Origin of the sequence: Streptomyces sp. NBC_00285 (genome assembly GCF_036174265.1) — a bacterium.
In the GTDB taxonomy this organism is placed as follows: Bacteria; Actinomycetota; Actinomycetes; order Streptomycetales; family Streptomycetaceae; genus Streptomyces.
In genome coordinates this window covers 2,386,427-2,405,909 of sequence record NZ_CP108055.1, presented here as the reverse complement: position 1 = coordinate 2,405,909, position 19,483 = coordinate 2,386,427, and the positions used below count along the sequence as shown (strand labels likewise).

Annotated in this window: 21 protein-coding genes; 9 read left to right on the top strand and 12 right to left on the bottom strand. The window is 70.5% G+C overall.

Annotated features, from left to right (window positions below; translation table 11 throughout):
* Positions 1–259: 259 nt before the first annotated feature.
* Positions 260–1,030, bottom strand: coding sequence for an SDR family NAD(P)-dependent oxidoreductase (locus OHT57_RS10985; protein ID WP_328745955.1), 771 nt, complete (start codon positions 1,028–1,030; stop codon positions 260–262).
* Between the two features lie 65 nt (positions 1,031–1,095).
* Positions 1,096–1,779, bottom strand: a complete 684-nt coding sequence (locus tag OHT57_RS10980) for a GntR family transcriptional regulator (RefSeq protein WP_328745954.1) — start codon at positions 1,777–1,779, stop codon at positions 1,096–1,098.
* 100 nt (positions 1,780–1,879) lie between these two features.
* On the opposite strand from OHT57_RS10980, the gene OHT57_RS10975 reads away from it, so the two are divergent.
* The 3 genes from OHT57_RS10975 to OHT57_RS10965 all read left to right on the top strand — a co-directional run bounded on the left by OHT57_RS10975 (position 1,880) and on the right by OHT57_RS10965 (position 3,465).
* Positions 1,880–2,527 (top strand): NAD(P)H-binding protein, encoded by a 648-nt coding sequence (locus OHT57_RS10975; protein WP_328753168.1) that lies wholly within the window; start codon positions 1,880–1,882, stop codon positions 2,525–2,527.
* A gap of 160 nt (positions 2,528–2,687) precedes the next feature.
* Positions 2,688–3,143, top strand: a complete 456-nt coding sequence (locus OHT57_RS10970; protein WP_328745952.1) for a VOC family protein — start codon at positions 2,688–2,690, stop codon at positions 3,141–3,143.
* A 7-nt stretch (positions 3,144–3,150) separates the two neighbouring features.
* Positions 3,151–3,465, top strand: a complete 315-nt coding sequence (locus OHT57_RS10965; RefSeq protein WP_328753533.1) for a hypothetical protein — start codon at positions 3,151–3,153, stop codon at positions 3,463–3,465.
* A gap of 3 nt (positions 3,466–3,468) precedes the next feature.
* Here OHT57_RS10965 and OHT57_RS10960 read toward each other — a convergent pair whose 3' ends face one another.
* The gene (locus OHT57_RS10960) at positions 3,469–3,843 is read right to left on the bottom strand and encodes a cupin domain-containing protein (RefSeq protein ID WP_328745951.1); all 375 of its coding nucleotides are present in this window, start codon (positions 3,841–3,843) and stop codon (positions 3,469–3,471) included.
* Positions 3,844–3,945: 102 nt separating this feature from the next.
* Between OHT57_RS10960 and OHT57_RS10955 the strand changes: the two genes are divergently transcribed.
* Both OHT57_RS10955 and OHT57_RS10950 read left to right on the top strand, forming a co-directional pair.
* Positions 3,946–4,389, top strand: a complete 444-nt coding sequence (locus OHT57_RS10955; protein WP_328745950.1) for a MarR family winged helix-turn-helix transcriptional regulator — start codon at positions 3,946–3,948, stop codon at positions 4,387–4,389.
* A gap of 171 nt (positions 4,390–4,560) precedes the next feature.
* Positions 4,561–5,424 (top strand): esterase/lipase family protein, encoded by an 864-nt coding sequence (locus tag OHT57_RS10950; protein WP_328745949.1) that lies wholly within the window; start codon positions 4,561–4,563, stop codon positions 5,422–5,424.
* Between the two features lie 56 nt (positions 5,425–5,480).
* Here OHT57_RS10950 and OHT57_RS10945 read toward each other — a convergent pair whose 3' ends face one another.
* Positions 5,481–6,470, bottom strand: a complete 990-nt coding sequence (locus tag OHT57_RS10945) for a lytic polysaccharide monooxygenase auxiliary activity family 9 protein (RefSeq protein WP_328745948.1) — start codon at positions 6,468–6,470, stop codon at positions 5,481–5,483.
* A 140-nt stretch (positions 6,471–6,610) separates the two neighbouring features.
* On the opposite strand from OHT57_RS10945, the gene OHT57_RS10940 reads away from it, so the two are divergent.
* Positions 6,611–7,060 carry a GNAT family N-acetyltransferase gene (locus tag OHT57_RS10940; protein WP_328745947.1) on the top strand — a complete coding sequence of 150 codons (450 nt, stop codon included), beginning with the start codon at positions 6,611–6,613 and terminating at the stop codon, positions 7,058–7,060.
* A 21-nt stretch (positions 7,061–7,081) separates the two neighbouring features.
* Here the strand turns inward: OHT57_RS10940 and OHT57_RS10935 are convergent, their stop codons facing one another.
* Positions 7,082–7,216 carry a hypothetical protein gene (locus tag OHT57_RS10935; RefSeq protein WP_328745946.1) on the bottom strand — a complete coding sequence of 45 codons (135 nt, stop codon included), beginning with the start codon at positions 7,214–7,216 and terminating at the stop codon, positions 7,082–7,084.
* Between the two features lie 140 nt (positions 7,217–7,356).
* On the opposite strand from OHT57_RS10935, the gene OHT57_RS10930 reads away from it, so the two are divergent.
* On the top strand, positions 7,357–7,965 hold the full coding sequence (locus tag OHT57_RS10930; RefSeq protein WP_328745945.1) for a class I SAM-dependent methyltransferase: 609 nt from the start codon (positions 7,357–7,359) through the stop codon (positions 7,963–7,965).
* On the opposite strand, the gene OHT57_RS10925 is transcribed toward OHT57_RS10930, so the two are convergent.
* Both OHT57_RS10925 and OHT57_RS10920 read right to left on the bottom strand, forming a co-directional pair.
* Positions 7,962–8,537: a DUF402 domain-containing protein gene (locus OHT57_RS10925; RefSeq protein WP_328745944.1), complete on the bottom strand. Its 576-nt coding sequence runs from the start codon at positions 8,535–8,537 to the stop codon at positions 7,962–7,964. The genes OHT57_RS10930 and OHT57_RS10925 overlap by 4 nt on opposite strands.
* The gene (locus OHT57_RS10920; protein WP_328745943.1) at positions 8,518–9,447 is read right to left on the bottom strand and encodes a GNAT family N-acetyltransferase; all 930 of its coding nucleotides are present in this window, start codon (positions 9,445–9,447) and stop codon (positions 8,518–8,520) included. The genes OHT57_RS10925 and OHT57_RS10920 overlap by 20 nt, the downstream gene beginning before the upstream one ends.
* A 71-nt stretch (positions 9,448–9,518) precedes the next feature.
* Between OHT57_RS10920 and OHT57_RS10915 the strand changes: the two genes are divergently transcribed.
* Positions 9,519–9,890, top strand: a complete 372-nt coding sequence (locus tag OHT57_RS10915) for a GntR family transcriptional regulator (protein ID WP_328745942.1) — start codon at positions 9,519–9,521, stop codon at positions 9,888–9,890.
* Positions 9,891–10,014: 124 nt separating this feature from the next.
* Here OHT57_RS10915 and OHT57_RS10910 read toward each other — a convergent pair whose 3' ends face one another.
* Positions 10,015–11,109 carry a DUF5925 domain-containing protein gene (locus OHT57_RS10910; RefSeq protein ID WP_328745941.1) on the bottom strand — a complete coding sequence of 365 codons (1,095 nt, stop codon included), beginning with the start codon at positions 11,107–11,109 and terminating at the stop codon, positions 10,015–10,017.
* 168 nt (positions 11,110–11,277) lie between these two features.
* Here OHT57_RS10910 and OHT57_RS10905 point away from each other — a divergent pair, with 168 nt between their 5' ends.
* Positions 11,278–12,699: a GH39 family glycosyl hydrolase gene (locus OHT57_RS10905; protein ID WP_328745940.1), complete on the top strand. Its 1,422-nt coding sequence runs from the start codon at positions 11,278–11,280 to the stop codon at positions 12,697–12,699.
* A 28-nt stretch (positions 12,700–12,727) separates the two neighbouring features.
* Here the strand turns inward: OHT57_RS10905 and OHT57_RS10900 are convergent, their stop codons facing one another.
* Genes OHT57_RS10900 through OHT57_RS10885 form a run of 4 tightly spaced genes read right to left on the bottom strand, consistent with a single transcriptional unit; the run spans position 12,728 to position 19,151 of the window.
* The gene (locus tag OHT57_RS10900; protein WP_328745939.1) at positions 12,728–16,558 is read right to left on the bottom strand and encodes a lipopolysaccharide biosynthesis protein; all 3,831 of its coding nucleotides are present in this window, start codon (positions 16,556–16,558) and stop codon (positions 12,728–12,730) included.
* Positions 16,551–17,351 carry a polysaccharide deacetylase family protein gene (locus OHT57_RS10895; protein WP_328745938.1) on the bottom strand — a complete coding sequence of 267 codons (801 nt, stop codon included), beginning with the start codon at positions 17,349–17,351 and terminating at the stop codon, positions 16,551–16,553. The genes OHT57_RS10900 and OHT57_RS10895 overlap by 8 nt, the downstream gene beginning before the upstream one ends.
* Positions 17,344–18,333, bottom strand: a complete 990-nt coding sequence (locus OHT57_RS10890) for a glycosyltransferase family 2 protein (RefSeq protein ID WP_328745937.1) — start codon at positions 18,331–18,333, stop codon at positions 17,344–17,346. The genes OHT57_RS10895 and OHT57_RS10890 overlap by 8 nt, the downstream gene beginning before the upstream one ends.
* Positions 18,330–19,151, bottom strand: coding sequence for a glycosyltransferase family 2 protein (locus OHT57_RS10885; RefSeq protein WP_328745935.1), 822 nt, complete (start codon positions 19,149–19,151; stop codon positions 18,330–18,332). Before OHT57_RS10885 ends, OHT57_RS10890 begins: the two co-directional genes overlap by 4 nt.
* Between the last annotated feature and the right edge of the window lie 332 nt (positions 19,152–19,483).

Genomic DNA, 19,483 nt, shown 5'->3' with positions numbered 1-19,483 from the left:
GCACGAGGCGAACGCCCCGCGACGCGGACCCGGCGGGGATCAGGGCGACATGAATCCCCTGCCGGCGCCGGCTGCAGTGGTGTCTCGGGCCTCGATCCGTTCGTCGAGGGCGCGCGGACCGGGCGGGGGAGTCGCCTGCCGGAGGTCGCCGAGGGCCATGGCGCCCCTCTGGCGAGGTGACCACGGCGTCGGGATGCCCCCGCCACCCACGCCGCGGCTGCTCTATCGGGATGCCCCCGCCACCCACGCCGCGGCTGCTCTATCGGGATGCCAGGCTCCGCAGGACTGCCGAGGAGACCGCGGTGGGCAGGACGCTCAGGGTACGAACCAGGGCGGTCGTCGCCCAGGGGAAGTACGCCTGCGCCGGTTCTCTCTCCAGAGCACGGATGACGTGGCGTGCCGCGCGCTCTGTACTGACCTGGAAGGGCTTGGGCAGGCTGTCGGCGTTGACCCGGTCGGTCGCCACGAAGCCGGGGTGGATGCTGGTGAACCGGATGCCCTTGGGCGCCAGTTCGACGCGCGCGGCGTCGATGAGCGTGCGCGCGGCCGCCTTCGCGGCGGAGTAGGGGCCTTGGCGGGGGATGCCCATGAGCCCTGCCAGCGAGTTGGTGTGTGCGATCAGGCCACCGTGCGGCTGGTCTCCCATCTGCGCGATCAGCGGGATGAGGTAGTTGACGACGACGTCGTAGTTCAGCGCCATGATCCGTGACACGTCTGCCACGGTGACCTCGTCCATCGACATGTCCGGTCCCTGGCCGGCGTTGAGCAGGGCCACGTCCACCGAGCCGTACTCGGCGACTGCGGCCGCCACCACGTCGGCGGCCGCCTTCGGGTTCAGGGCGTCGGCGGCAATGTCCAGGCAGGCGCTGCCGGCCGCACGTACCTCCTCAGCCAGGGCTGCCAGCTCGGGGGCCCGTCGTGCCGTGACGACCAGACGGTTGCCGCCGTGGCCGAGCCGGCGCGCGACCTCCGCGCCGATCCCCGACGAGGCGCCGACGATCAGAACGGTCCTGCCCGTGATGCTTGCCATGGTGTTCCTTCGCTTGCTGACGCTTCACCACGCCTGGCGGCGTCCAGACGCCGTTGGACCGGTGCTCAGGCCGGGTTCGACGTGCCGGTGACGACGTCCACCGCGTGGCGGCGGTGGGCGGCGAACAGGGGGAGGGCGGTCTGGGGGTCCCGGGCGCGCAGGGCGGCGGCCAGCGCGTGGTGCTCCTGGGGGATGCAGGCGAGGTAGCCCTCGGTGCTGAGGCCGATGCGGGTCAGCAGGAACAGGTGGACCTGGCAGCGGATGGTCTCCCAGGCCGCGGCGAGACGCTGGTGGCCGGTGGCGGCGAACACGGCGTCGTGGAAGGCGATGTCGAGGCGGACCATGGCGTGCGGGTCCGTCGTGCGGTCCATCACGCCGGTCGCCTTCTCGATGGCCGCGAGGTCCTCGTCCGAGGCGCGTGCGATGACCTGCTGGACGGCGAGGTCCTCAAGCGCGCCGCGCAGGCTGTCGAGCTCGGCAACATCCTCGGCGGACAGTGTCGTGACCACGGTCCCGCGGTGCCAGGCGCAGTGCACGAGCCCCTCGCGCTCCAGTACGCGCAGAGCTTCACGCACCGGACCCCTGCTGACCTGGAGTACGCCGGACAGTTCGACCTCGCGCAGTGGTGCCCCGGGGGCGTATGCACCGCTGAAGATCGCCTCGCGGATCCGGTCGGCGACCTCGTCGGCCAGTCCGCGGCGGCGGGCGGGGGCCACCGCGCGATCTCCTGCGAGTTGCGTCTTCTCCATGTCGCAATGTTAACATCCTTGCGTTGTCTCAATGTCAACATTGAGACAACGCAAGTCGATGAAGTCGATGGTCCAGCCAGGAGAGGCGATTTCCTTGAAGGTGTTCCAGATCGGTGCCGCCGGAGGTGTCGGCAGGAGGCTCGCCGGCCTGCTGTCCGAGCGCGGCGACGAGGTGACCGGCATGCACCGCAGTCCGGCCCAGGCCGACACGATTCGCGCGACCGGGGCGACGCCGGTGACCGGCGACCTGATCGCCGACTCCGTGGCAGAACTCGCCCGCAAACTCGCCGGTCACGACGCGGTGGTGTTCTCGGCCGGCGCCCACGGAACCGGCATGGACAAGACCACGCTCATCGACGGCAAGGGCCTGGAGAAGGCGGCCGCCGCGGCCGAGAACGCCGGAGTCCCGCGCTTCGTCCTCGTCTCCGTGTTCCCCGACGCCCTGCGCGGCGCTGCAGCGTCCGAAGGCTTCGAGCACTACGTCAAGGTCAAGAAGAGTGCCGACGTCCATCTCACCCGCACCAGCCTTGACTGGCTCATCGTCCGCCCCGGCACCCTGCTGGACGGATCGGGTACCGGGCGGGTCGCTGCCGGGCCCGCTGTCGAGTACGGCGACGTGCACCGCGAGGATGTCGCCGCGTTCATCGACGCCGCCCTGCACGAGCCCGCCCTCACTCGCGTCATCGTCGAGCTGACCTCCGGCGACACCCCCGTCGCGGACGCGGTCGCCCGCCTCGCAGCCACCTGACAGCCACACCCAACACCCCTGGGCGACCCTCAGAGCGTCGCGGACGCCCTCGATCAGCCCGCCGACGCCACCGTCAACGACCTGATCATTTCGCCCACCCGTCAAAACTGGTAAGCGTCAGCCACTTCACTCCATGCGTCACGGAAGGAACCCCGGATCCATGTCCGTTCTCGCCTCCCCCATCCCCCGATTCCACCTCGCCGTCCCGGTCGACGACCTCGACGCCGCCCGCCGTTTCTACGGCGAGACACTCGGCCTGGAGCAGGGCCGCAGCGCCGACACCTGGGTGGACTGGAATCTGCACGGCCACCAGTTCGTCACCCACCTCGCTCCGGCCCGCGCCGGACAGATGCACAACCCGGTCGACGGCCATGACGTCCCCGTACCGCACTTCGGGCTGATCCTGACCATCGACGCCTTCCACCGGCTCGCCGACCAACTGCACGCCGCCGACACCGAATTCGTCATCGAGCCCTACGTGCGCTTTGCAGGCGAAACCGGCGAGCAGTGGACGATGTTCCTGCTCGACCCGGCCGGCAACGCCCTGGAGTTCAAGGCGTTCGCCGACGACTCCCAAGTGTTCGCTACGCCACTTCGCTCGGACCCCAGCAACTAATGGACCGGTGCCGCGACAACCGGGACCGCCCGCGGACCGGCACTGCGAGCAGGCGCTGGGCGGGATCGGCTTCACCGCTGAGCACCCGCGGCACGCCGTCTTCCCGCCGCGAGGCCCCCGCAGCCACAGGGTGTGGGCTGGGCCGCCCGGAACCTCGTCGGCGGCGCGGCCGGCGGTGCCGGTGCCGGTGCCGGCAGGGGCCTCCCACCAACTCGCCCTCGACCCCGTCGACGACGGACTCCGCTGCGTCGAGGAGGCCGCGGACCGGGGCCGGGCCAGGTTCGGTCCGCTCGCTGTGCCGGCGGGAGCGCCGGCGGCGTAGTGGTCAGTTGGCCCACGGGGGAGTGATGCGGGTGCCGTCGGCCAGTTCCGCCTCCAGACCGATGGAGGTCGTGACCCAGGAGATCGCGGTGTGGGCGGTCGGGTTCTCGACGGCCAGGGTCGCGCCGGGATTGATGATCACCGTGTCGCCGGCGGTGATCCGGTGGATGGTGCCGTCGAGGGTGATCAGGAGCTCGCCGATGAGCAGATGGAAGATCTCCTCGCGGTTGACGGTGTGCGCCGGAGCCTTCGTCCCCGCGGGGATCTCGCCCCGCCAGGCGCAGAGCTCCTTGGCGCCGCTCAGGGGAGTGGCGTACGAGACGAAGCGGGCGCCGTGGATCTCGTGGGTGACGGCGTCGGACGAGCGGACTACGGGCATGGGTGGCCTCCGGGACGGGTCGAGTTATGGTCAAGCAGCTTGACTATATGGACTCATAGTCAAGCTGCTTGACCAATTCGTCAACGGTGTTTCAATGCGTGAGTGCAGAACTCCGAAGCCCTCGCCCTGTCCGCCGCCCTGCTCGCCGCCGCCGGCGATCTGACGCACCGCATCAACGACGGGGTCGTGGCCCGGGGGTTCGAGGCGCGGCCCGCCTGGGGTTTCGCGTTCACCCGGCTCGCGCCGGACGGAGCCACCGCCACCGAGATCGCGGCCCATCTCGGGGTGACCAAGCAGGCTGCCAGTCAGCTGGTCGACGAGATCGTGCGCAAGGGGTACGCCGAGCGGCGGCCGCATCCCGCGGACGCGCGGGCCCGGCTCGTCGTACTGACCGAGCGGGGGTGGGCCTGCACCCGTGCGGCGGAGGAGGCCGCCGCCGAGGCCGTACGGACGTGGGTCGACGTACTCGGTGAGAGTGAAGTGCGCGCGTTGTGCGAGCGATTGGGGCGCATTGCTCCCTATGGTCCCATCAGGCCCGCCTGGTGACGGTTCATCAGCAGATGCAGTCGACGCGGTTATCACTGGAAGTTTTTACTGACGCGTAACTTCACAAGTGCACTACTCGTCCGTAACTTTCGAATTGAACAGCATCCTCGTGATCCGGGTCACAGGGCGTAAGGCCATCGCACCTCCCTTGAGCCGCAAGGAGATCACACGATGCTGCCCTGGAAACGACTGCTCAGACCCCTCACCGCTCTCCTGCTGACCACCGCGGTCGCCGTCGTCCCCGCCGCCGGTGTCGCCCAGGCGGCCGCCGCGCCCAGCCACGGCTGGAACGACTACTCCTGCAAACCCTCCGCCGCCCACCCCCGCCCCGTCGTCCTCGTCCACGGCACCTTCGCGAACTCCACGGACAACTGGCTGGCGCTCGCCCCCTACCTGGAGGACCGCGACTACTGCGTCTTCTCCTTCGACTACGGCCAGCTGTCCGGCGTCCCCCTGATCTACGGTCTCGGTCCGATCGACAAGTCGGCGGAACAGCTGAAGACCTTCGTCGACAAGGTGCTCGCCGCCACCGGCGCCGCCGAGACCGACCTCGTCGGCCACTCGCAGGGCGGCCTGATGCCCCGCTACTACCTCAAGTTCCTCGGCGGTGCCGCCAAGGTGAACGCCCTCGTCGGGATCGCCCCCGACAACCACGGCACCACCCTGTCGGGCCTCACCAACCTGCTGCCGTACTTCCCCGGCATCGGGGACTTCCTGACCACCAACACCCCCGCCCTCGCCGACCAGGTCGTCGGTTCCGCCTTCCTCACCAAGCTCAACGAGGGCGGCGACACCGTCCCCGGCGTCAGGTACACGGTCCTCGCCACCAAGTACGACGAGGTCGTGACGCCGTACCGGAGCCAGTTCCTCAGCGGATCCGGCGTCAACAACGTGCTGCTCCAGGACCTGTGTCCGCTCGACCTCTCCGAACACGCGGCCATCGGACTCTTCGACCGGATCGCCTTCCACGAGGTGGCGAACGCTCTCGACCCGGCGCATGCCTCCACCACCACCTGCGCGTCGGCGTTGAGCTGACCGATGCCGGGGCCTGTCCGGCCTGAGCCGCCCGACAGGCCCCGGAGTTCATGCGCTCAACGGCCGTGCCGTCCCGCGCCGTTCACCGCCCGCCGCCGGACCGAACCGAACAGGAGCGCCGCGCCGGCCGCGAGAACGGCCGCACCGCCCATCGCGAGATACGACGTGCTGCCGTTCCCGCCCGTCTCGGCCAGGCGCTGCGAAGTGCCCGCCGCCTCGGGGCCGTTGACGTGGGTGCTCACGGTGTCCGTCACCGGCGCCGCCGACGTGCTCGCGTCACTGTCACCGTGCCCGTGGTGCTCGACCGTCGACTCACCGGCCCCGTCCTCGATCTGCTCCTCGGAGGGAGCGGAGGCGCTCGGGGCAGGGGCCGAACCGCCCGCCGCGCCGCCGGAGCCGCCGCCGAACGTCACGTCCGAGCAGGAGTAGAACGCCTCCGGGCTGTCCGAGCGCTGCCAGACCGCGTACAGGAGCTGTCTGCCGGAGCGCTCGGGGAGGGTGCCGGAGAACGTGTAGAAGCCGCCCGAGGCGACCGGGTCGGTGGCCGTCGCCACCGGGTTCGACAGATCCAGGTCGTCCCAGGCGAGCGGCTGCGAAGGGTCGTAGCCCGGCTTGGTGAGATACACCGTGAAGGTGCCCTTGTGCGGGGCGGTCACGCGGTACTCGAAGGTGTACGACCCGCTGTGCACGCTCGTCGCCGGCCAGTCGGCGCGGGCCAGGTCGAGGCCTTTGAACTCGTCGTTGCCCGCGCTGCACAGCCTGCCGTCCGGGATCAGTGCCTGGTGCCGCCCGTTCGCGTCGCCGATGCGGATGCCGTTCCAGTCGTAGAGCGCCTGGGTGCCTCCCCCAGAGGGGGTACCCCCAGCCGTGACCGCCGCCCGGCACGCGTCCGATGTCGGGTTCTCGGGGCCCTCCGCGTAGCACTGCGAGACCCGGCTGACCGGGTCGCCCATCGAGCCGTGTGCGGCCGCGGGCGCGGCGGCCAGCGCGGTCAGGGCGAGCGGGGCCATCGCGACGGCGGCGACGGCCTTGCGGCGTGCGGGCATGGGGGATCTCCTCGGAACCGGAACTGACGGGTGCCGGATCAAAGAAACCGTGAAATCACCGGCCTGTGACGGCCGGTGGCGATCTTTATGGCCCTCTTAAGGGAGTGCTGAGACGGAGATCAGGTAGGTAGCGTGCGCGCATGACGAACGAGGAGATCCGGCTCGCCGAAGCGGCCGACGTGCCGACCGTGAAGGCCGTGACCGACGCGGCGTTCGAGCACTACATCGAGCGCATCGGGCACGTGCCGCAGCCCATGGAGCGGGACCACGCGGCGAACGTGGCCGGGGGACGAGTGTTCGTCACAGGGGACCCCGTGACCGGGCTGGTGGTGATCGAGGAGCACGCGGACCATCTGTATCTCGACACCGTCGCCGTCCGTCCCGGAGCCCAGGGGCAGGGCGTGGGAGGACGGCTGCTGCGGTTCGTCGAGACACACGCGCGTGCGCATGGGCTGCCCGAAGTCAGGCTCTGCACGAACGCGCTGATGTGGGAGAACCAGAAGATCTACCCGAAGTTCGGCTACGAAGTCGTGGAACGGCGAGTGGACGGGCCCTATGACCGCGTCCACTACCGCAAACGACTGGTCTGACACGGAGCACGGCAGCCGCCGTCAGCCGTCGGGCCACCACGTGCGGGCGATGTCCTTGCGGACCTCGGGCCGTCCGGCGGGGCGCGCGTCGGCCTCCTCGCGGATCCGGCGGACGTCCGTCCTCTTCAGGGGCTTCTGCACGGTGGTACGGCGCATGGCTGCCTCCTTCAGTGCCTACCGAGTTCCGCGTTCTCACGGAGGTAGACCCTTTGGGGGAGAGTTCCTCATCGGTCCCTGGTCTGTCAGTGGCGGCTGTCACGATTCGAGTGTCAGTGGCGGGTGTCACTCTTGGGCGTATGACGGAGAACCGGGGTGGCGGCGGGGCGGCGGGCGTGGACTGGGATGCCGAGGCGGCATCCTTCGACGAGGAGCCGGATCACGGACTGCGTGATCCCGAGGTGCGCGGGGCCTGGGCCGAGAGGCTGCGTGACTGGCTCCCGATCGATGCCGGTGACGTCCTCGACCTCGGGTGCGGGACCGGGAGCCTGTCGCTCCTCGCGGCCGAGCAGGGACACCGTGTCACCGGGGTGGACCTCTCCCCGGCGATGGTCGGACTGGCTCGCGCGAAGCTCGCCGGGCGTGACGCGGTGTTCCTGCTCGGTGACGCCGCGACGCCCCCGGTGGGGGAGCAGCGCTTCGACGTGGTGCTCGCACGGCATGTGCTGTGGGCGCTGCCGGATCCCGGCCGGGCGCTGCGGCGGTGGTGGGGATTGCTGCGGCCGGCCGGGCGGCTCGTGCTGGTGGAGGGTGTGTGGGGGAAGGCCGGGATACCGGCCGACGCGGTGGCCGGGCTGGTGGAGCCGTTCGGCGGCCAGGTGCTCGTGGAGAGACTGTCGGAGAACTCCGCGTTGTGGGGCAAGGACGTGGACGACGAGCGGTACGCGGTGGTGGTGAGGGGCGACTAGGAGATCGGCGGCCAGTGCTGTGTGTCGGCCGTGGGTTCGTCGTGACGTGTCGCGCCCCGTGGCGGAGCCGCAGATCGGTTCAGCCCCGCGTCCCTGAAGCGGTGGGCCAACGCCTCCAGCTCGTCCAGGGCCGTCGTCGCGGCCGACGCGGCCTCCGGGTCGCTCTGCGCCAGACCGCTCTCCTCGAACTCGTCCTCGTCCAGGCGCAGTACGTCCCGGCCGTCGGCGGAGACCCACAGGTCGAGGTCCAGGTCCTCCACGACCAGCTCGGCGCCGTCCAGTGTCGCCGGGCGGGTGATGTCGCAGTACCAGCCCTTGAGGGTGCCGTCGGCCGTGCGGACCTCCTTCACCGCGTACCAGCGGTCGCGCCAGTAGTGCTCGGTGAAGACGTCACCAGGCTCGAAGCGTACGAAGCCGAAGTCGCGCACATCCTTGCCCGCCCAGGGGGCGCGGACGGTGATGCGGGTGCCGTCGTCGGTGAGGAGTTCGGCCTCGTAACGGATCTTCGTGCGGCCCGCCTTGACCAGAACGACGTCCAGGAGGGGCTTCGGGTCAGGTGAGTTCGCGGACATGACGTACCTCCGTGGCGCGGATCTCGTATCCGAACCACTTGTTGATTGCGAGCATGGGTTCGTTTCCGGCGTCGTTGCCCGTGAGGGCCTCGGTGCAGCCGGCGGCGCGGGCGCGGTGCAGGGAGTGGTTCTTGGCGAGCTTGGCGAGGCCGCGGCCGCGGAAGGCGCGGGCGGTGCCCGTCATGGCGGTGGCGTAGCGTCCCGTGCCGTCCGTATGGGCGGCACTGAAGGCGGCGGGGCGGCCGTCGACGAGGACGACCGACGTCAGGGCGTGGTCGAGGAGCGGGTGCTTCCAGCTCTCCTCGATCCACATGTCGTAGTCCGTGAGCTCGGCCTCGACATCGCTCGGTTCGTCCGACGTGGTCTCCGCGTCCAGTTCGAAGAAGGGGCGGGGGTCGGCAGCGAAGTCGGCGGCGGTCCGCAGCTCGACGCCCGGGGGAGGGGACTGCAGCGGGGGCAGCGTGCCGTTCGCCAGGTCCAGGCCGAGGAAGTGGGCGGAGCGGCTGGCCCGGTAGCCGCGTTGTTCGGCGAAGGCGCGGTGGTGCGGCTCGTCCAGGACCCAGGAGAACAGCCTGCTCGCGCCGTGCGCCGCCAGGTACTCCTCGGCGGTCCGGACGAGGAGGGCGCCGGCGCCGCGCCGGGTGCGGTCCGGGCGTACGTACACGTTGAGGTAGCCCTGGCCCGGCTCCGGGTTGTCGTGGGCGAGGCCGAGCTGGGCCGTGCCGATCACCTCGCCGTCCTCCTCGGCGACCAGGGACCGGTAGCGGGCGTCGGGATGGGTGTGGACGAGGCGGTGCAGGACACCGGCCGGGGTCCACAGCACGAACGGGAGGGCCAGATGGCGGGCGCGGGCGAAGTTGTCGACGTCGGCCGGGTCCTGTGGGCGCAGGTCGCGCACGATCACGGTCATGAAGGCGCACGCTACGTGGGGGGCTTGCCCGGATGCCTCTCATTTTCCGGCGGGTGCGGGACAATCGGCTGGTGACCCTGAAGATCCACATCGACGACAGTGCGCCGCCGTACGAACAGGTGCGGGCGCAGATCTCCGAGCAGGCGCGGGCGGGGGTGCTGCCCGTGGGGTACCGGCTGCCGACCGTGCGGGGGCTCGCCGAGTCGCTCGGGCTCGCCGCGAACACCGTCGCCAAGGCGTACCGGGCGCTGGAGAGTGACGGCGTGATCGAGACGCGGGGGCGCAACGGCACGCTCGTCGCCGCGGCGGGCCCGGCCGCGGAGAGGGAGCTGGCGTCGGCCGCCCAGGCGTACGTGGAGCGGGCGCGGCGGCTCGGGCTGGACGAGTCGGCGGCTCTCGCCGCCGTCCGGGACGCGCTGCGGGCGGGTTACGGGGAGGGCTGAACAAGAGCCCCGAACGTTGCCGCGTCCCGTACGGCGGCACCGTTCGGGACGTTGTCGAAGTGCGCGTACACGTCCTCGCCCCGCCAGGCCACGTCGTGCGGGACCGTCTGCCCCGGCGCGGCCCTCAGAGGTACAGGCCGGCGTCGGCGTCTCCCCGCGGTTCGGGCAGCGTCGTCGGTGACGTCCCCCGGCGCAGCGCGTACAGCTCCGCCAGGGTCGCGCCCTCGCGGCCGACGCCCTCCTCGGTGCCGAGCCAGCCCGTCGCCTCCCCGCGGGTCAGCGGGCCGACCTCGATGCGGGCCAGACAGCGGCCGGGGCGGACGACGGCGGGGTGCAGCCGCTCCAGGTCCTCGTTGGTCGTCACCCCCACCAGGACGTTGCGGCCCTGGCCGAGCAGCCCGTCGGTCAGGTTCAGCAGCCGCGACAGGGCCTGGCCCGCCGTGTGCTTCGCCTCGCCGCGGATCAGCTCGTCGCAGTCCTCCAGGAGCAGGAGCCGCCAGCGGTCCTTGCCGGCCGCGTCCTCCTCGCCGATCGCGATGTCCATCAGATAGCCGACGTCGCTGAACAGGCGCTCCGGGTCCAGGACGCAGTCCACCTGGCACCAGTCCCGCCAGGAGCGGGCGAGGGTGCGCAGGGCCGAGGTCTTGCCGGTGCCCGGCGGGCCGTGGAGCAGGAGCAGGCGCCCGGCGATGTTCTCCGGAGTCGTCTTCATCAGGCGGTCCATGGCGTCCGCGACCGGTGCCGTGTAGTTCTCCCGGACCTCGTCCCAGGTGCCCGCGGAGATCTGCCGGGTCGTGCGGTGCGGGCCCCGCCTGGGGGAGACGTACCAAAAGCCCATCGTCACGTTCTCCGGCTGGGGCTCCGGCTCGTCCTTCGCACCGTCGGTGGCCTGGTCGAGGACCTTCTTCGCCAGCTCGGGTCCGGTCGCCGTCACGGTGACGTCGGCGCCGCGGTTCCAGCGGGAGACGAGCAGGGTCCAGCCCTCGCCCTCGGCGAGCGTCGCGCTGCGGTCGTCGTCGCGGGCGATGCGCAGCACCTTCGCGCCCGGCGGCAGGAGCGTGGCCCCGGAGCGGACCCGGTCGATGTTGGCCGCGTGGGAGTACGGCTGCTCGCCCGTCGCGAAGCGGCCGAGGAACAGCGCGTCGACGACGTCCGACGGGGAGTCGCTGTCGTCGACGTTGAGCCGGATCGGCAGCGCGTCGTGTGGGTTCGCAGACATGCGGCCCATGATCCGGCACAAGACCCCTCATACGCACCCGGTTTCCGCGGTGCACCGGTTGGGCCGCGGGCGTCCCGTGCTTCCGGTCCGTCCTCCGTCTGCTGTTACAGAGCTGTGCATCCACGACCTCTGCCCGCGCAGGCGTGTTCGCGGATACCGTTGTCCCCGATGGCACGTCATGGGTGGAATTCGGGGGCACTGCGGTGGCGGCTCACCGCTCTGCTCGGTGTGGGCGTGGCGGCTCTGGCGCTGCTCGTGACCCTCCTCAACACGCTTCCTGGGAACGGCGCGGGCACCGACGGCACATCACGCAACGGCGACAAGGTCCACGGCGCTCCGACGACCACGCCGGACGCCGACACCCCGGACGTGGGCTGGGGGTTCACGCACACCCAGTTCAGCGCGGACGAGGGCAGCTCCGCGGCCACCGAGCGCGTCGAGGGGATGCTCGCCGACGCCGGCGGGCTGCCGCAGAACCAGGCCATCATGGGCTGGGGTGCCGACAACCCCGAGCCGGTGAAGGGGCGTTACGACTTCGAGGACCTGGACCGGCGCGTCGACTTCGTCCGTGCCTCCGGCTCCACCCCGGTGCTCACCCTGTGCTGCGCGCCGGACTGGATGAAGGGCGGCAAGGCGGGCGTCGGCAGCACCGACTGGAGCAAGGCGGCCCTGGAGACCGCCCCGGAACCGGCGCACTTCAAGGACTACGCCGCGCTCGCCGCGACCGTCGCCAAGCGCTATCCGGACGTACGGCACTTCATCGTCTGGAACGAGTTCAAGGGCTTCTGGAACGACGGCGAGGCCCGCTGGGACTACGAGGGCTACACCCAGCTGTACAACCTGGTCTACAAGGCACTGAAGAAGGTCAACCCCGAGATCATGGTGGGCGGGCCGTATCTCGTGATGGACAGCGTCGACCCGCGCTCCACGAACGCCTCCACGGCCTTGAAGGGTCCCTGGGGCGCCATGGACCAGCGGATCGTGGACGCCTTCGACTACTGGAACCAGCACAAGGCCGGCGCCGACTTCGTGGTCGTCGACGGCTCCAGCTACACCAACGACGACGAACTGCTGCCGAACGAGTTCGCGGCCACCGACAAGTTCACCGCGGTGAGCCGCTGGGTGCGGCAGCAGACCGGGAACCTGCCGCTGTGGTGGGCCGAGTACTACGTCGAGCCCGCCGACAGCCGGGACGAACGCGAGGGCTGGTCCGAGAGCCGCCGTGTTGCGGTCCAGGCCGCCGGAATGATCGCGCTGGCCAAGGGCGGCACCACGTCCGCCCTCTACTGGAACCCGGAGAACGAGCAGGGCACGGACTGCGCGGGCTGCCTGTGGACGCCGACCAGCGGCGCGGACGGCGGCCGGGAGCTGCCCATGTTCGGCCTGCTGAGCCGCTTCAGCGCAGCGTTCCCGCCGGGCACGCGGTACCGCACGGCCGCCGTCGCCGCGGACGACGTGCCCAACGTCCGTGTTCTCGCCACCGACAGGACGGTCCTGGTCGTCAACACCCTGAACCGGAAGATCAGCGCGCAGGTCGACGGCAAACGGTTCGACATGCAGGCGTACGAGGTCAAGTGGCGCAGCCGCTGAGCCACTTGACCCCTTTCGGGCAGCGCGCCTACTTCATCGTCAGGAACCGCTGGACCAGCGCGGCCAGGAACACCGCGAGCAGGGGCAGCGAGAACCAGAAGCTGCTCTGCAGCCACCGCAGCTGACGCACACTCGGCCGCACCGCGACCCGTACCACCTCACGGGCCGACAGCAGCAGGATCAGCGCCAGCGCGGCCAGCGCCCCCACCACCGACCAGGAAGTCCAGGTCACCTGCGGCCCGATGGGCCCCGGATCGGGCCGCGGGACCTTGCCCGCGGGCTGGTCCCGCAGCGCGTACATGGTCACGTCGTCGTTGGTGACGACCCGCTTGAGCTCCTTGCGGTTGTCGAGGTTCTCGAGCAGCCGCGGCTCCCAGGTCCGCGAATAGCCCACGTCCAGCCGCAGATACGTGACCTGACTGACGTTGACCATCAGATACGAGTTCGGGCCCGCGTCCTTCAGCGCCTTGACCAGGCTCGACACCAGCACCGGGTCGGGCGGCGCCAGCGTCGGCACGTACGACACCTTCTCCATGTCCTGCGTGCCCCACGGCATCGCCGGCGTCACGTTGTTCACCGTGTCGTTGGACAGCCACAGCACCCGGACCGTCGGGTCGTCGTGGGCGTAGACGTAGTCCATCGCGGCGACCTCGCCGGGCTGGATCCGCTCGAACGGCTCATTGCCCCAACGGGCGACCAGGAAGCCCCCGATGAGCAGCAGACCCGCCATGAACGCGGCCACCGGAGCGAGGCTCACCCGGTCCCGCTCGCGCTCCTTGGCGGTGACGCCGGTGCGCGGGAAAAGCGCCAGCGCGGCGAGCAGACCGGCACCCGGCAGGGCGAACATGAAGACGCGCAGCGCCATTTCACCGCCGTACGACTGCATGCCGAAGCCGAGGAACGGGATGAACGTGAGGACGAGCAGAGCAGCTTCCCGGTACTTGTGGTCGCGCCGTCGCCACCAGCCGTAGCAGGCCAGTGCCATGACACCGCCGGCCAGCAGGACGCGTACGTACAGAACCAACTTGTGCGTCGAACTGCCGCCCTCGATACGGCCGGAGACCGACGAGGACACGTTGCCGCCGACGCCGCCGACCCCGCCGAACAGGTCGTCGAAATGGCCCGACCAGTACGGTTCGGCCATGTAGCAGATCCAGGCGGTCACCATCACGGCGAACAGCACGGGCAGGCCCCGCAGTTCGCTGCGGCGGAACACTACGAGTGCCGCCAGCACACCGAGCATCATGAACGGGGTGAGCTGGTGGGCCGGCACGCTCGCCGCGAACAGACCGATCAACACCGCGAGCAGAACAGCCCGTTGGCGTCGGTTGGTCGGTTCGACCTCCGCCTCGCCGGGGCGCCTCTTCGTCCAGATCACACGGGGTGCCCGGAACCAGACGAGCAGGACGGCCACGAACACCAGGTACAGCAGATAGGTGAAGCCCTGCGGGGAGAAGTAGTCCTGGCCCACCCAGCCGCTGAGCACGAAGATCCAGATGCCGGTCCACTTGGCCCGCCAGCTCGCCCGCATGTGCCGGACGAGCAGGAACATCGGTACCAGGTAGGCGAGTTGGATCGCGGTCGGCCACCATCGGATGACCTCGGTGAAGTCCGTGACCCCACAGGCCCGCGCGACGAACGCGGCCACCGCGAAGAAGCCCGGCCAGCTCCAGCGCGCGTCCAGGTCGGGGACCGCGGAACCGGTCCGGTCGATGTAGTCGATGAACCCGAGGTGCTGCCAGGCCGTCGCGAACCGGGGCTCCACCTCGATCACCGCGGGCAGCGCGTGCAGGGAGACCACCGTCGCCACCAGCGTGACCAGCAGCAGCGCCTTGTGCTCACGGCCCAGCCACAGCAGCGAGGCGAAGACCACGACCAGCAGGGCCGCTCCGAGCAGGGTCGCCGGCGGCAGGATCGAGATCAGCCCGAGCCCGCCCATCCGGTCCAGGTCCGACTCGCCCAGGCGGGCCGCGGGCACCCAGTACAGCAGGAGCGCGGCGACCAGCACACAGGCGAGGACGACTCCGCTCCGGGTGGGCCGCAGCCGTTCCCGCCATGAGCGCGGCGGAAGCGGTCCCGGCGGCTGCGCCGACTCCGTGGGGAAGGCCGCCTCTTCCCTTACCTCGGGTTCCGCTCCCGGTACGGCTTCCTGGCCGGCGTCGAAGGTCACCTCGAACGGTGCGTCCACCTCGGGCTCGGACGGTCCGAGGGAGGACTCGGAGCCGGGCTCCCGGTTCTCCACGGGCAGTCCGGGGTCGGGCAGCTTGCGCAGCGCCCAGGTCGGCCGGTCGCGAGCCGGCCGGTCCACGGGCGTGCCGGTGGGCGGGGTGCCGGGGCCCGGGCGTACGTCGGGGCGGCGTTCCTGGTGGTCGAAGTCGACGTGTATGCCCAGGGCCAGGGTGTCCTGGTCGAGCGCCCAGCCGGGGCGGCGGGTGCGGCCGGTGACCGTGACCTCGCGTGCCCCGAGGTCGGCGAGATCACCGTCGGGAGCGGCGCCCGCGGGGATCTCGGCGGCCGGTGCCTGCCGGATCGTCCGGTACAGCTTGGGTGCGGCGATCGTGACGATCACCGCGAGCGAGGAGATCTCGGCGACGCCCGCTCCGGTCAGCCCCATGCGGGGCAGCAGCAGCAGCGTCAGGCCGAGCACCAGCACGCACAACAGGCCCTGCATCCAGGCGAGTCCGGCGGTGCGGCTCTGTGCGCGCAGTACCGCGAAATAGGTCTCCATGACGACCCGGAGCACCGCGCCGATTGCGAACCAGCGCAGCAGCGGGGTGGCCGCGTCCGCGTAGCCCTCGCCGAACACGCCGAGGATCCAGGGCGCCCCGAAGAACAGGACGGACGCCACCGGCAGCATGATCCGGACCATCCGTTTGAGCGCGGCACGGGTGTTGGCGGCCAGCCGTCCCGGGTCGTGCGAGCCCTCGACGGTCAGGGAGGCGCCCATGTTGATGGCGAGCAGGTTGCAGGTGCCGCCGATCGTCGTGGTGATGTAGAAGTACGCGTTGTCCTCGGAGCTGACCTGCGAGGCGATGATCACCGGGATCAGATAGACGACGGCGAGCGAGAACAGCGATCCGGTGTAGTCGCCGGCGAGGAAGCGCCCGATCTCCTTGAGTGACGGCGGCTGGGTGCGGCCCTCGGTGGCCTTCACATGCCGGGGCACCAGACGCCGGAACACCAGCCAGCCCAGCGGCAGTACGGACATCGCGATGGCCGCGACCCAGGACACGAACACTCCGGCCGTGGGGATCGCCACCGCGAAGGCGACCAGCAGTCCCAACTTCACGGCGGAGAACACGGTGTTGCCGACCGGCACCCAGAGCGCGTTGCGCAGCCCTGTGAGCACACCGTCCTGGAGTGTGAGCACGTTCCAGGCGATGACGGCCGCGATGAACCCGAGGCCGTTGAGGGGCCCGTGCAGGAAGCGGTACGACGGCCCCCACACGTCCAGCGTCAGCAGGAAGACGACCGCGGCCACTGCCACGATCAGCGAACTGCCCGCGTACGTACGGAAGATGAGCCGCCCCGTGGCCCGGCCCGCCACCGGGATGAAGCGGGCCAGCGCCCCGGTCAGGGCGACCGCGGTCAGACCCGCGAGGAACTTCATCGCGGCGATCGCGGCGGACCCCTGGCCGACCGCGGACTCGGAGTAGTAGCGGGCGGCCGCCAGCCAGAAGCCGAGGCCGAGCACCGCGGAGATACCGGTGTTGAGCATCAGGGCGTACGCGTTGCGGAACAGCTGGTTGCCGCCGCCGGCGCCCCTGCCCAGTCCGGGCAGCCGAAGACGGCGCCCCGACTGCTCGGGCGCCTTCGCCGCGGTCGACTCGGGCTCGGTCGTGGTCGTCGTGTCAGACACGGGAACGGGAGACCTTCCGCCGGACCTGTCGTGCTCTTCGGACCAACGCGTACCCCTTGGTGAGGGCACGGTCCCTGGCGAAGTCCCGGGCGATCGCACGGCCCTGGACGAGCCGCTCGAACTCCTCGGCCGTGGTGCTGCGCCGCACGGTGAGGCGGGTGAGCGCATACGGCCCCTGGCGCCGGCGTGCCAGGCCGTTGTTCACGGCGAGCGCCTGGCCGTACCCGGTCTCGCGCACCGCCTGACGCACCCGGCGGCTGGAGTAGCCGTACGGATAGGCGAACGAGGCCGGTACGGTGCCGAGTTCGTCGGTGACGATCTCCTTGGAGTGGATCAGCTCATGGCGCAGCGCGGTGTCGTCGAGCTGGTCGAGCTCGGGGTGCGTGTGGGTGTGGCCGCCGATCTCCACGCCCGCCGCGGCGAGTTCGCGGATCTGGTCCCAGTCCAGCATGGTGTCCAGGCCGCCGCCGGTGTCGTACGCACCCCGGATCCAGCCGGTGGAGACGAACACCGTCGCCGGGAAGCCGTGCTTGGCGAGCACGGGCAGCGCATGGCGGTGCACGCCCTCGTAGCCGTCGTCGAAGGTGATCAGGACGGGCCGTTCGGGCAGCGGGCGGCCGTCACGCCAACGGGCCGCGAGATCGGCGACCTTGACCGGCGTGAGTCCCGCCCCTCCGATCAGTTCCATCTGCTCGGCGAAGGACTCCGGGGACACCGACAGCACGCGGGTGGCGTCGTTCGGGTCGGTCGCGACCGCGTGGTACATGAGGATCGGTACGGGCGGCTCAGGCATGCGTTCCCCCCTCGATCTCCGCGACCGTGAACGTGGCTCCTCCCCGCCGGGCCCGGACGCTGCCGACGACATACCCGCCGGCCGCCGTCAGCACCCCGGCGACGATCGCGCCCGCCCGGCCCGCGCCCCCCGGCCGGGACAGCGCGGCGTCCCGCAGTCCGCGCACCACCCCGGACGGCAGTACCCGGGTGGTGTAACGGCGCTCGGACTCAAGTCCCTTGCCCGCGCCGACACTTCGGGCCACCAACGCCTTCGACAGGCCCTCGGCGTACGCGCGGACACGGAAGTACCCGAAGTGCTCGCGCGCCTCGGGCACCCGGTGATGGATCACCGCCCGGTCGTCGATCAGCAGGACCGCGTCCGGTCTGGCCCGGCTCAACCGGATGCACAGCTCCGTCTCCTCGCAGCCCAGCGGGCGCTTGTCGCCGTCCCGTCCGATGCCGGTGGCGAAGCCGCCGGCCGCGTCGAAGGCGCTGCGACGGAAGGAGGCGTTGCCGCCGAGGACGTTGCGCACGCGGACCAGGCCGGGCTCAATGCCCTTGTAGGTGCAGCCGACCACCCAGTCGAACTCCTCCGGGAACCAGGCCGGCCTGCGGCCCGACGCCCAGATCGGCACCGTACGGCCGCCCACCGCCATGACCCGCGGGTCGGCGTAGCCGGCCGCGAAGTGGCGCAGCCAGTCGCGCTCGGCGACGGCGTCGTCGTCGAGGAAGGCGATCACCGCGCCGCGCGAGGCGGCGATCCCGGTGTTGCGGCCCGCGGACAGGCCGCGGGGGCCCGCGTTGGCGAACAAGCGGACCTCCCCGACTTCCTTGTACTCCTTGGCCAGCCGGTCGAGCAGCGCCGGATTGTGGTCGACGACCAGCAGCGTCTCCAGGGCCGTGTACGACTGCGTCCGCACCGAGGCGACCGCCGCGAGGATGTCCTCCCAGCGGTCCTCGGTGTACACGCAGATCACGACGGAGATGTCGGGACCGCTCAAGACACCTCTCCCCGGTGCGAGTCGAGCATCGGCGAGTGGTGGATACGGCGACGCAGCGCACGCCGGTTGGACCGCTCCCCGAGGATCACGTTGAGCACCCGGAACCCGTCCCGGACCGCCCGCAGGTTGCTGGCGCCGTGGATGCGGAGGTACTCGTAGCTCGGAATCTCCTGCACCTTGAGCCCGGCCTTGACCACCCGGATGTTCATCAGGGTCTCCACCTCGAAGCCCGTGCAGTCGAGGTCGATCTCGTCGAGGCAGTGCCGCCAGAACGCGTTGTACCCGTAGCAGAGATCCGTGTAGCGGGCGCCGAACTTGCGGTTGACGATGGTGCACAGCGCCCAGTTGCCGAGCTTGCGGATGAAGGTCATGTCGTCGGTGCCGCCGCCGTTGGCGAAGCGGGACCCCTTGGCGAAGTCCGCGCCCGAGACGAGGGCGGAGACATAGGAGACGATCTCGTTGCCGTCGGCCGAGCCGTCCGCGTCGATCATGACGACGATGTCACCGGTGCAGGCTTCGAACCCGGTGATCAGCGCGTCCCCCTTGCCCTTGCCGTGCTGCTTCACGACCTTCACCTCGGGCCACAGCCCGCGGGCCACCGCGACGGTGTCGTCGGTGGAGTTGCCGTCCACGAGAACCACTTCGTGGATCCAGTCCGGCAAGGTCTTGAAGACGTACGGAAGGTTCTCCGCCTCGTTCATGGCGGGTATGACCACACTCACCGGTGGCGCTATGGCCAGGTGAGTGGAGATCGGTCGGTACCGGCTGGCTACTGGCCCACCCTGGCCCGTAGTCGGCGGGCGCAGAACTGAACTCATGAGTCTGTTTCCCTCTCGTCCGGTGGACCGCCCGCCCCTGGGCGGTCCGGCTTTTTACTCCGGTTCGAAAGGGGGGTTCTCACTCACGGCATGCCGGAAGGAATCTCCGTACCCGCCGGGTGAGCTGGCAAAGCTGGCCGACCGCCGTCGTGCTGTGCCTGATTCAAAGAAACGACAGCCGGTCGCGCGGCACGACTCGGTCACCTGTGCGGCCACCGAGCACGGCACCCCCCTACCGCGCCCCGCGTCCCCCCGTCGCGGTCCTTGAGCCCTCCCCTAGAGCCGCTCGATGACGGGACGATGCGGGTGTGATGTATGACGGTATTGACGAT

Coding starts and splice junctions, on each gene's coding strand:
- OHT57_RS10985 (WP_328745955.1), bottom strand. CDS start 1,030: ATGGCAAGCATCACGGGCAGGACCGTTCTGATCGTCGGCGCCTCGTCG.
- OHT57_RS10980 (WP_328745954.1), bottom strand. CDS start 1,779: ATGGAGAAGACGCAACTCGCAGGAGATCGCGCGGTGGCCCCCGCCCGC.
- OHT57_RS10970 (WP_328745952.1), top strand. CDS start 2,688: ATGTCCGTTCTCGCCTCCCCCATCCCCCGATTCCACCTCGCCGTCCCG.
- OHT57_RS10960 (WP_328745951.1), bottom strand. CDS start 3,843: ATGCCCGTAGTCCGCTCGTCCGACGCCGTCACCCACGAGATCCACGGC.
- OHT57_RS10950 (WP_328745949.1), top strand. CDS start 4,561: ATGCTGCCCTGGAAACGACTGCTCAGACCCCTCACCGCTCTCCTGCTG.
- OHT57_RS10945 (WP_328745948.1), bottom strand. CDS start 6,470: ATGCCCGCACGCCGCAAGGCCGTCGCCGCCGTCGCGATGGCCCCGCTC.
- OHT57_RS10940 (WP_328745947.1), top strand. CDS start 6,611: ATGACGAACGAGGAGATCCGGCTCGCCGAAGCGGCCGACGTGCCGACC.
- OHT57_RS10935 (WP_328745946.1), bottom strand. CDS start 7,216: ATGCGCCGTACCACCGTGCAGAAGCCCCTGAAGAGGACGGACGTCCGC.
- OHT57_RS10930 (WP_328745945.1), top strand. CDS start 7,357: ATGACGGAGAACCGGGGTGGCGGCGGGGCGGCGGGCGTGGACTGGGAT.
- OHT57_RS10925 (WP_328745944.1), bottom strand. CDS start 8,537: ATGTCCGCGAACTCACCTGACCCGAAGCCCCTCCTGGACGTCGTTCTG.
- OHT57_RS10920 (WP_328745943.1), bottom strand. CDS start 9,447: ATGACCGTGATCGTGCGCGACCTGCGCCCACAGGACCCGGCCGACGTC.
- OHT57_RS10910 (WP_328745941.1), bottom strand. CDS start 11,109: ATGTCTGCGAACCCACACGACGCGCTGCCGATCCGGCTCAACGTCGAC.
- OHT57_RS10905 (WP_328745940.1), top strand. CDS start 11,278: ATGGCACGTCATGGGTGGAATTCGGGGGCACTGCGGTGGCGGCTCACC.
- OHT57_RS10895 (WP_328745938.1), bottom strand. CDS start 17,351: ATGCCTGAGCCGCCCGTACCGATCCTCATGTACCACGCGGTCGCGACC.
- OHT57_RS10885 (WP_328745935.1), bottom strand. CDS start 19,151: ATGAGTTCAGTTCTGCGCCCGCCGACTACGGGCCAGGGTGGGCCAGTA.